11 protein-coding genes are annotated in these 9,637 nt (G+C 68.5%); 5 read left to right on the top strand and 6 right to left on the bottom strand.

From position 1 onward, the window contains the following. The first annotated feature begins 75 nt into the window (after positions 1-75). From ACTHNC_RS04840 to ACTHNC_RS04825, 4 genes are read left to right on the top strand one after another with little or no spacing between them, the layout of a single operon-like run. Entirely contained in the window at positions 76-1,002 is a 927-nt protein-coding gene (locus tag ACTHNC_RS04840) for an ABC transporter ATP-binding protein (protein WP_440293513.1), read from the top strand. After that, positions 999-1,889, top strand: a complete 891-nt coding sequence (locus ACTHNC_RS04835; RefSeq protein WP_440293466.1) for an ABC transporter permease — start codon at positions 999-1,001, stop codon at positions 1,887-1,889. The genes ACTHNC_RS04840 and ACTHNC_RS04835 overlap by 4 nt, the downstream gene beginning before the upstream one ends. Continuing rightward, positions 1,886-2,719, top strand: a complete 834-nt coding sequence (locus tag ACTHNC_RS04830) for an ABC transporter permease (RefSeq protein WP_440293465.1) — start codon at positions 1,886-1,888, stop codon at positions 2,717-2,719. The genes ACTHNC_RS04835 and ACTHNC_RS04830 overlap by 4 nt, the downstream gene beginning before the upstream one ends. Positions 2,720-2,764: 45 nt before the next feature. Then, a complete protein-coding gene (locus ACTHNC_RS04825) occupies positions 2,765-3,250 on the top strand; it encodes a DUF2269 family protein (protein WP_440293464.1) in 486 nt (161 codons plus the stop codon). A gap of 7 nt (positions 3,251-3,257) precedes the next feature. Here the strand turns inward: ACTHNC_RS04825 and ACTHNC_RS04820 are convergent, their stop codons facing one another. The 5 genes from ACTHNC_RS04820 to ribD are packed head-to-tail and all read right to left on the bottom strand — an operon-like array spanning position 3,258 to position 7,411. Further along, the gene (locus ACTHNC_RS04820; RefSeq protein ID WP_440293463.1) at positions 3,258-3,671 is read right to left on the bottom strand and encodes a hypothetical protein; all 414 of its coding nucleotides are present in this window, start codon (positions 3,669-3,671) and stop codon (positions 3,258-3,260) included. Positions 3,672-3,724: 53 nt separating this feature from the next. Beyond that, entirely contained in the window at positions 3,725-4,204 is a 480-nt protein-coding gene (gene ribH / locus ACTHNC_RS04815) for a 6,7-dimethyl-8-ribityllumazine synthase (RefSeq protein WP_440293462.1), read from the bottom strand. Then, on the bottom strand, positions 4,201-5,574 hold the full coding sequence (ribB, locus tag ACTHNC_RS04810) for a 3,4-dihydroxy-2-butanone-4-phosphate synthase (RefSeq protein WP_440293461.1): 1,374 nt from the start codon (positions 5,572-5,574) through the stop codon (positions 4,201-4,203). Before ribB ends, ribH begins: the two co-directional genes overlap by 4 nt. Next, the gene (locus ACTHNC_RS04805; RefSeq protein ID WP_440293460.1) at positions 5,571-6,275 is read right to left on the bottom strand and encodes a riboflavin synthase; all 705 of its coding nucleotides are present in this window, start codon (positions 6,273-6,275) and stop codon (positions 5,571-5,573) included. The genes ribB and ACTHNC_RS04805 overlap by 4 nt, the downstream gene beginning before the upstream one ends. Positions 6,276-6,277: 2 nt before the next feature. Beyond that, complete coding sequence (gene ribD, locus ACTHNC_RS04800) at positions 6,278-7,411, bottom strand: bifunctional diaminohydroxyphosphoribosylaminopyrimidine deaminase/5-amino-6-(5-phosphoribosylamino)uracil reductase RibD (RefSeq protein WP_440293459.1); 1,134 nt, start codon at positions 7,409-7,411, stop codon at positions 6,278-6,280. Between the two features lie 947 nt (positions 7,412-8,358). Here ribD and ACTHNC_RS04795 point away from each other — a divergent pair. Continuing rightward, positions 8,359-8,916 (top strand): hypothetical protein, encoded by a 558-nt coding sequence (locus tag ACTHNC_RS04795; RefSeq protein ID WP_440293458.1) that lies wholly within the window; start codon positions 8,359-8,361, stop codon positions 8,914-8,916. 178 nt (positions 8,917-9,094) lie between these two features. On the opposite strand, the gene ACTHNC_RS04790 is transcribed toward ACTHNC_RS04795, so the two are convergent. Then, complete coding sequence (locus ACTHNC_RS04790) at positions 9,095-9,580, bottom strand: HAD family hydrolase (protein WP_440293457.1); 486 nt, start codon at positions 9,578-9,580, stop codon at positions 9,095-9,097. Positions 9,581-9,637 lie beyond the last annotated feature (57 nt).

Genomic DNA, 9,637 nt, shown 5'->3' with positions numbered 1-9,637 from the left:
GCTGCTGCACGCCCTTTTCGAGTGCTGCGCGCCCTGCCCTGCACGCTGTCACCCGTAGGAGCTACTTTGGTGAGCGTGTCTTCGCCGGTGATCGTCGCATCCGACCTCGTCAAGCAGTACGGGGAGGTCACGGCCGTCGGCGGCATCACGTTCGAGGTGGCGCCGGGGGAGTCGTTCGGCCTTCTCGGGCCGAACGGGGCCGGCCAGTCGACGACGATGCGCATGATCGGCGCGGTCTCCACGCGCACGAGCGGGCGGCTGGAGATCCTCGGTCTCGACCCTGACCGATTCGGCCCGGAGATCCGGTCGCAGCTCGGAGTCGTACCGCAGTCCGACAACCTCGACGAGGAGCTCCGCGTTCGCGAGAACCTCGTCGTGTACGGCCGCTACTTCGGGCTGCCGATGGCGAAGGTGCGCAGCAAGGCGGATGATCTCCTCGCGTTCGCGCAGCTGCAGGACAAGGCGAAGGCGAAGGTCACCGACCTCTCCGGGGGCATGAAGCGGCGGCTCACGATCGCGCGCGGGCTGATGAACGATCCGCGCATCCTGCTGCTCGACGAACCGACGACGGGGCTCGATCCGCAGGCCAGGCACATCCTGTGGGACCGGCTGTTCCGGCTCAAGGAGCAGGGCACGACGCTCGTGCTCACCACGCACTACATGGACGAGGCGGAGCAGCTCTGCGACAGGCTCATCGTGGTCGACAAGGGCACGATCATGGCGGAGGGGACTCCGGCTTCGCTCATCAGGGAGTACTCGACGCGCGAGGTGCTCGAGCTGCGCTTCGGTGCCGACCGCAACGCCGAGATGGCGCTGCGGCTGCAGGGTGCCGGCGATCGCGTCGAAGCGCTGCCCGACCGTGTGCTCGTGTACACAGCCGACGGCGAGGCCGAGCTCGCGCGGCTCACCGAAGCGGGCATCCATCCGCTCACCTCGCTCGTGCGGCGCTCCAGCCTCGAGGATGTCTTCCTGCGGCTCACCGGAAGGTCGTTGATCGAATGACCGCTCATTCGGGCCGTGGGTCCCTACCGACGGCCGAGACGGCCGTCGGCGCTGGCGTCGCGGCGACGCTCAGAAGTGACCGTCGCTTTCAGGTCCAGCGCGCGCGCCGCTTCGGGGCGTGGTACGTCGCGGAGCACCGCCTGCGCGTCATGCGCTCCTACGTCTCGACGGTGCTCATCGGCGCGGTCGGGACACCGCTGCTGTACCTGTTCGCGATGGGCGTCGGCCTCGGCGCCCTGGTCAGCGCGAACCTCGGTCCGCACGCGGTCGACGGCGTGAGCTACCTGCAGTTCGTTGCACCGGCGCTGTTGTGCACGGCGGCGGTGACCGTGGCCTCCGAGGAGTTCACCTATCCGGTCATGCTCGGGTTCAAGTGGAATCCGACGTTCCTCGGCATCAGCTCGTCGCCGATCACGCCGGGCCAGATCATCGACGGCATGGTGATCTCCGTCGTCGTTCGCCTGGTCGCCTCCAGCGTCGTCTACTGGCTGTTCATGCAGCTGTTCGGCGCGACGCCGTCGGGCACGGCGTTCCTCGGCGTGCTGATCGCCACACTCGTCGGGCTGGCGTTCGGCGCGCCCATCATGGCGTACGTCGCCACGATCCAGACGGACTCGGGCCAGATCGCCATGCTGATGCGTTTCGTGCTGCTGCCGCTGACCCTGTTCTCGGGCACGTTCTTCCCGCTCAGCTCCATGCCGATCTACCTGCAGTGGATCGGCTGGCTCTCGCCCATCTGGCACGGCACGCAGCTGGCGAGGATCGTCTCCTACGGCGCTCAGGTGCCGCCATGGCTGATCGTCGTGCACGTTCTCTACCTGTTCGTGCTGTTCGTGCCCGGCTGGCTGCTCGCTCGCCGCATCGCGAAGCGGAGGCTCTACACGTGACCGGGGTGGACGTCGAGGCGCCGGTGCAGGCATCCGCTCGGCGCAGGGGCGTCGGTTCGTTGTACGCGGGAAACGGGCGATCCGTGGTGTATCGCGGATGGCTGGCCACCAAGTCGACGAACTGGCTGGTCGTGGTCTCCGGCGTGTTCGAGCCGATCTTCTACCTGCTGTCGCTCGGCATCGGGCTCGGCGCGTTCGTCGGCACGGTCTCGGCGGGCGACGGCAGAAGCATCTCGTACGCCGCGTTCATCGCACCTGCGCTGCTGGCGACCGCCGCGATGAACGGCGCGGTGTACGACTCCACCTGGAACGTGTTCTTCAAGATCCGCTTCGCGCGACTCTACGAAGGGATGCTCGCCACCTCGCTCGGTCCCCTCGACGTGGCGTTCGGGGAGATCGCGCTCGCCCTGCTGCGAGGCGCCGGTTATGCGGTCGCGTTCATGATCGTCATGCAGTTCGTCGGTCTGAACCTGTCGTGGTGGGCGCTCCTGGCGCTGCCCGCGGTGCTGCTCGTCGCGTTCGCGTTCGCCAGCTTCGGCATGGGCATCACGAGCTATATGAAGTCGTTCCAGCAGATGGACATCATCAACTTCGTGATGCTGCCGATGTTCCTGCTCTCCGGCACGTTCTATCCGCTGTCGGTGTATCCGCAGGGCGTTCAGGTCGTGATCCAGGCGCTGCCGCTGTGGCAGAGCGTCGATCTGGTTCGATCGCTGACGACCGGTGCGGTCGACGTGGGCGTGCTGTGGCACGTGCTGTACCTCGGCGTCATGACCGTGCTCGGCATGATCCTCACGACCCGGCGGCTACGCGCGCTGTTCCTGGATTGAGCGGTGCTCGTTCAGCGAACTCACACCGGCCGCTAGTCTGGCGTTATGAGTGTGGCGAACGTGATTCTCGGTATCCTGCATGTTGCGGCGGCGGTCTTCATCGTGGGGCCGATGGCGATTCTTCCGATGACCGCGATGCGTGCCATCCGGGCCGGTTCCCCGACGCAGGTGCGCACGCTGGCGCGGTCGACCAATGTGTTCAGCCTGCTGTCGCTCGCGGTCTTCATCTTAGGATTCGGTGCACTGGGAACGTCGGACCCGAAGTACCACACCAGCATCTCGTCGACGTGGATCTGGCTGTCCATCGTGCTCTACGTGATCGCCCTTGGCCTCACCCTGTTCGTGGTCGTGCCCGCCATGCGACGCGCGGCGGACACGATCGAGGGTGAAGAAGCCGTCGAGGAGGAGGACCCGGCCGCAAGGCCCGCCCCGCCTGCACCGAACCGCGGGTACGGCCCGCTGGCCGCGACGAGCGGCATCTCCAGCCTGCTGCTTCTCGCCGTCGTCGTGCTGATGGTCTGGAAGCCTTAAGCCCGATTCAGTCCGCCGCCCGCCACGAAGAGATGAGCCGGGTGACGTCGGCGGTGAGGCGGTCGTTGTCGTTGCCGCACCGGTAGGTGTCGAGCTTCGCGGTCGACCCGTCACCGAGCCGCATGTTCAGGTGCGTGGCGATGCCGCCGGCGCATCCGTTGCTGGATGCCTGCCCCGCATCGCCCGGATGCCAGCCGTCGTCGTGCAGCACCCGCTGCAGCGCGGCGAGGTGGCCGGCGTCGGTCGTGGTGCGCGTCGAGTCGTCGAAGTTCGGCACGGCCTGCGACTGGCTGTAGGCCACGGAGGTCAGCGTGCCGTTCCAGGAGCCGGGACGCGCGACGACGATGACGATGACCACCACGATCGCGATCGCGACGACCGCTCCGCCGATCCAGAGTGCGACCCTGCGTGCCCTGCTCACGTGCACAGCATAGGTGCCCCTTGCCGTCGGAACGAGCGACCAATTGGGGGCTGTCAGGCTCCTTGACGCAGCTCGCGCAGTGCCACCGCCGTGGCGATCGCCGCATGCGCGGCTTCGGCGCCCTTGTCCTCCTTCGAGCCGGGCAGACCGGCGCGGTCGAGTCCCTGCTGCTCGTCGTCGAGCGTGAGAACACCGAAGCCCACCGGCTTGCCGGTGTCCAGGGCGACGCGGGTGAGCCCGTCGGTCGCCGCAGAGGAGACGTACTCGAAGTGCGGAGTGCCGCCGCGGATGATCACGCCGAGCGCCACGACGGCGTCGGCACCGGCATCCAGTGCCGCCTTGCTCACGACCGGCAGCTCGAAGCTGCCGGGCACACGCACCAGTTTCCAATCGGCTCCGGATGCCGTCAGCTCGCGCTGCGCTCCCGCGACGAGGCCTTCCGTGATGGTCTCGTGCCACGTGCCCGCGACCACCACCACGCGCAGGCCTTCCGCGTTCAGGGTCTCGTGGTCGGGTGCGCCGGCTCCGCTCATCGGGTCGCGCCTTTCTCTTCGGGGGTCGGGATCACGTTCGTCTTGGTCACGACGTGGTGGGCGATCAGCTCATCGTCGGAGGCGGCGGCATCCTCGTCGAACGTGCTGTCCAGTTCGCGCAGCTCGGCGTCCGCGACCGGCAGCAGGTGTCCGAGCCGGTCCCGCTTCGTCTTGAGGTACTGCTCGTTCAGCGCGCCGAGGCCCACGACGAGCGGCACGCGCTCCTCGACCGTTACGCCGTGCTCATTGAGCTGGTTGACCTTGTCGGGATTGTTCGTGAGCAGCCGCACCGAACGCATCCCGAGGTCGGCGAGGATCGCGGATGCCGCGCCGTAGTCGCGCGCGTCGATCGGCAGCCCGAGCGCGAGGTTCGCGTCGAGGGTGTCGAGTCCATCCTCCTGCAGGCGGTACGCGCGCAGCTTGTTGATCAGTCCGATGCCACGGCCCTCGTGGCCGCGCAGGTAGATGACGACTCCGCCGTCGCGCTGGATCGTGTCGAGCGCGGCATCCAGCTGCGGTCCGCACTCGCACTTCAGCGTGCCGAACGCCTCACGGGTCAGGCACTCGGAGTGCACGCGCACGAGCGACCCGGTCTCGCCGGGTTCTCCGGCGATGATCGCCACGTGGTCGGCGCCGGTCATGCGGTCGCGGTAGGCCCGAACGCGGAACGGTCCGTGCGTGGTCGGAACGGTCGTCTCGACCTCGAAGATGACGCGCGAGCTCTCCGGAACCGGTGTGACAGCTTCGAGCGGAGCGTCGCAGTGGAACTCCTGCAGGTACGCGATAAGCGCCTCGATCGTGATGACCGGCACGTTCTCGCGCTCACCGAACTCGATCAGCTCGGGCAGGCGCATCATCTCGCCGTCGTCCGCGACCACCTCGCCGATCGCGCCGACCGGTGTCATGCCGGCCAGCTTCAGCAGGTCCACGGTGGCCTCGGTGTGCCCGTCGCGCTCCCGCACGCCGCCGTCGACGGCCCGCAGCGGAACGATGTGTCCTGGTCGGTGCAGGCTCCTAGCGGTCGAAGACGGGTCGGCCAGCACGCGCAGCGTGTGTGCGCGATCAGCGGCGCTGATGCCGGTGGAGAGCCGGTCGGCGGCGTCGACCGTGACCGTGTAGTTGGTGCCCCTGGAGTCCTCGTTGTCGACGACCATGACCGGCAGCTCGAGCTTGTCGGCCAGCTCGTTCGTGAGCGGCGCGCAGATGAAGCCGGAGGAATGCCGCACCAGCCACGCGACCCACTCCTGCGACGCGGTCTCTGCCGCGAGCACGATGTCGCCCTCGTTCTCCCGGCTCTCGTTGTCCGCGACCAGCACGGGCCGTCCGGCGCGCAGCGATTCCAGCGCCTCCGGGATCGTCGCCAGTGTCATGCCTCGCTCCTCACCGCGGTGTCCCCGCTCACGCCGGAGACGTGACTCGCTTCCTGGTCCGGGCCCTCTGCGGAGACCCGGTGCCTGGGGGATGCCTGCTCGAGTGCGAGCATCCGCTCCACGTGCCTCGCGAGGATGTCCGTCTCCACGTTCACCCGGTCGCCCACCTCCCTGCTCCCGAGGGTGGTCGCCGCGAGGGTCTCCGGAATGAGGGAGACCTCGAACCACTGCTGCGACGCTCCGGCGTCGCTCACCGCGGAGACCGTGAGCGAGACGCCGTCGACCGCGATGGATCCCTTGCGCGTGACGAGCGAGGCGATCTCGGGGGAGAGGCTGAAGCGCACAACGCGCCACGCTTCACCCGGTGTGATCGCCAGCACGGTGGAGATGCTGTCCACGTGTCCCTGCACGATGTGGCCGCCGAGCCGGTCGCCGACCTGTGCAGCGCGCTCCAGGTTGACCGGGGTGCCCGCTGCAGCGTCGTCGAGGGTGCTCACGGCGAGGGTCTCTGCCATCACGTCGGCGGTGAACGAGTCCTCGGTCTGGTCCACGACGGTGAGGCACACGCCGCTCACGGCGATCGAGTCGCCGTGCCTGGCGCCCTGCACGGCCAGCGGGCCGCGCACCGTGATGCGTGCTGCGTCGGCACCGCGCTCTACGGCGGTGATCTCGCCGAGTTCTTCGATGATTCCGGTGAACATCCTCAAGCTCCTTCTCGAGCGGATCGAGTCTGGTGGGTGTGCTGCACTGCTGAGCCGGGCGGTGCGAGCTCCGCAGTGTCGGCGTGCCACGGATTGAGCGTGCGCGCCGCCGGGTCGGTGGCCACGACGAGCAGGTCGTTCCCCAGGCGTTCCACCCGGTGCAGGCAGAGGCTGCGTTGCTCGGCGATCGAGTGCACGCCGATGTCGTCGAGGGCCGTGCGCGGGCCGCCCAGCAGTGTGGGGGCGAGGTAGACGTGGAACTCGTCGACGAGTCCCTCGCGCACGAAGGCGCCGGCGAGCACCGGCCCGGCCTCCACGTAGGCCGAGCGGACCCCGCGCTCGCGCAGCTCGACGAGTGCCCCGGCGAGGTCGTGACCGGACAGGAAGACCGGCGGGTTCGGATGCCGTCGCACGGCGGCGTCGTCCGGCACGACCCGGTCGCCGAGCACGACCGGCACCGGCTGGTGCGGCAGCAGTTCGTCGGCATCGCCACGGGCCGTGAGGCTCGGGTCGTCCGCGAAGACGGTGCCGGTGCCGACGATGATCGCGTCGGACGCAGCACGCTGCTCATGCACGTGCTGCCGCGCGGCCGAACCGGTGATCCACCTGCTGGTGCCGTCGGAGGCGGCGACGCGGCCGTCGAGGCTGCTCGCCCACTTGAGCGTGACGTGGGGGCGGCCGAGGCGTGCGGCGACGAGCCAGTCCTGCAGGAGCCGGCTGGCGGCATCCGCCTCGACGCCGGAGATGACCTCGACGCCCGCCTCGCGCAGCCGTTTCGCGCCGCCGTGCGAGGCGTGTCCCGGGTCGTCGACGGCGTAGACCACGCGCGCGACGCCAGCGGCGATGAGCGCTTCGCTGCACGGCCCGGTGCGGCCGGTGTGGTTGCAGGGCTCGAGGGACACGACGGCGGTCGCTCCGGATGCCTGCTCGGGCGCCAGCTTCGACAGCGCGTCGACCTCGGCGTGGGCCGTGCCCGCCCCGCGGTGCCAGCCTTCGGACAGCACCTCGCCAGCGGGGGAGAGGATGACGCATCCGACCTGCGGGTTCACACCGCGCGCAGGACCGAGAGCGGCCAGCTCGAGAGCGCGCCGCATCGCCGCGTCGAAGCTCTGCGCCTCGAACCCGATGTCGGTCATCCCGGTCTCCGTCTGTCCTCATCCCGCTCGTCGTCCTGACGAGCGGTACGTGGACCCCGGGGTTCCTCGGACACGTGCCGACGGCACGATTGCGCAACCGTGCGTGTGCTGCCTCCCATCCGGACTCTGCCGCGCCACCCCGCTGCCGAAGCAGCAGAAATTGAACGCGCCATCACCGTCGGTGCCGGAATTCCACCGGCTCAACCTCGCCGCCTTCCGCTGCTTTCGCAACGATCGGCGCCTCGGCTCGCGGACTTTCACCGCCGGTTCGGACTCTCACCGACCCCGGAGCACTGCCTACACCCTACCAACGCACGCCGCGCCCCCGTATTCCCGTGTCACGCGGCGTCGCGGGGCGCCGCCGCCCAGGCCCAGCCGCCGCCGGGGTCACTCGCCGGCTTGCCGGGTCCCACCCCGTTCATAACTCCTGCGGTTTGTCGGCGAGGAGGCGGAAACTGGCGGTTCTGCGCCCGTGCAGTCGACGATCTGCAGGAGTTGCGAACCATGGGATGGCGTGGGCGCATCGCGCGGGTCGCTTACTCTTGTCCTCCCCATCCGTAGCTCCGGCAGTTGTTTTCACAGTTCTGCTTCGTCGCGAGCCGCCATGTCGTTCGCCCGTCAAAGCTGGCGCGATGGGTTGGGATGACGCGTTCCGAATGACGGGCCGAGACGTACTGAGTCGAGCAGAACTCATGGGCTTGGGTGCGACCAGTCGCTCGCTGACTGCCGCCGTTCGCGGTGGCGCTCTACGCCGGCCTCGGCGTGACCACTATTGCCTTCCATCGCTTGATGCACACGGCAGTTCGGCGGTTCGTATCGGCGGCCGCCTGACGTGTGTCTCGGCGTTGAGAAGCTACGGGGTCTTCGCGGTGAAGCCGGGCGCACCGCACGTTCACCTAGAACGAGCCGCCAGTCGGTTACGGGCGCCCTCCGAGAAGTGGGAGCGCTTGACCAAGGAGAACCGCGACGGAGTCGTACTGCACTGGCAACCGCTCATCGATCGAACAGCGGGCGACGACCATCGAGTGGGACTCCTGGATGCTCTCGCGCACGTCGTTCGCTGTCAAAAGTCATCCCTCGCGATCGCATCCCTCGACAACGCGTGGCACCTCGGCCTGATCGATGAGGACGCGATCGCCGAGCTATTCGCTCGGCTGCCGCAGCGCTACGCGTGGATGCGATCACGGCTCAATCCCCTCGCCGAGGCAGGACAGGAGACGGTCTTGCGTCTCATCGTCGAGGGCCTTGGGCTGCGCTACGAGATTCAGGTTCACCTGGACGGCCTTGGACGGGCGGACATCGTCGTCGAAGATGTGCTCGTACTCGAAGCGGATAGCCGTGCCCATCATGACGGCTGGTCGCTACATGTACGAGACCGTGAGCGAGACCTTCAGGCAGCGCGTCTCGGCTACGCGTCGCTCAGGCCGGCGTACCAGCACACGATGGAGCAGCCTGAGCTGGTGAGCGCAGCCATCGAGTGCCTGGTCGCCCTGCTGAAGCGGTAGCCGACTTGCCCGCTTGCGCGACGCGGGCGTTCTTGCTGTGTTCGCAACTCCTGCAATATGTCCGTCCCCTCCCGGACTGCCGAGGTGTCCAGCGCCCATTGCGCAGGACCGGGAGCACCTTGCAGGAGTTACGAACGGGGATGTGACGTCCACCTCGAAGTGGGACCGCGCGACTCAGTCAGAGGCCGAGCGCGGCGGCCAGCTCCGTGAGGCCGGTGATGCGCACGACGCCGAGTTCGTCGGCGGCGGCACGCTCGGCCTCGGACACCTCGGCACCATACCTGTCGATCCACACGCCGGCGAGGCCAGCCCTGGCCGCGCCGATCGCATCCGTCCCGAGTCGGTCGCCAACGTACACGGCCTGCTCCGGCGTCACCCCGAGCTGTGAGCACGCCGCCTGGAAGATGCGCACGTCGGGCTTCGTGATCCCGAGGTCACCGGACGCGACGACCGCGTCGAACCGGTCCCGGATGCCGACCGCGTCGATCTTGCGCAGCTGGTAGTCGAGCTCGCCGTTCGTGACGATGCCGAACCGCACGTCAGGAAGGCGATCACGGAGGTCGTCGAGGCAGGGGAGCGCGTCGTCGAACAAGCTCCACGCGTCCGTGTAGTGCTCGAAGTAGTCGGAGAACCACGCCGCGGCTGCCTCGGGCGTCAGCGTCACGCCGTGCCGCGGCGTACTCGCGCGCCCTAGCCCGCCGCTGTTCCTCGTGGCTCACCT

The organism is Humibacter sp. (assembly GCF_051954055.1).
Lineage (GTDB): Bacteria > Actinomycetota > Actinomycetes > Actinomycetales > Microbacteriaceae > Humibacter.
The sequence above is the reverse complement of the archived record's forward strand: the minus strand, read 5'-3'. Positions and strand labels throughout refer to the sequence as shown.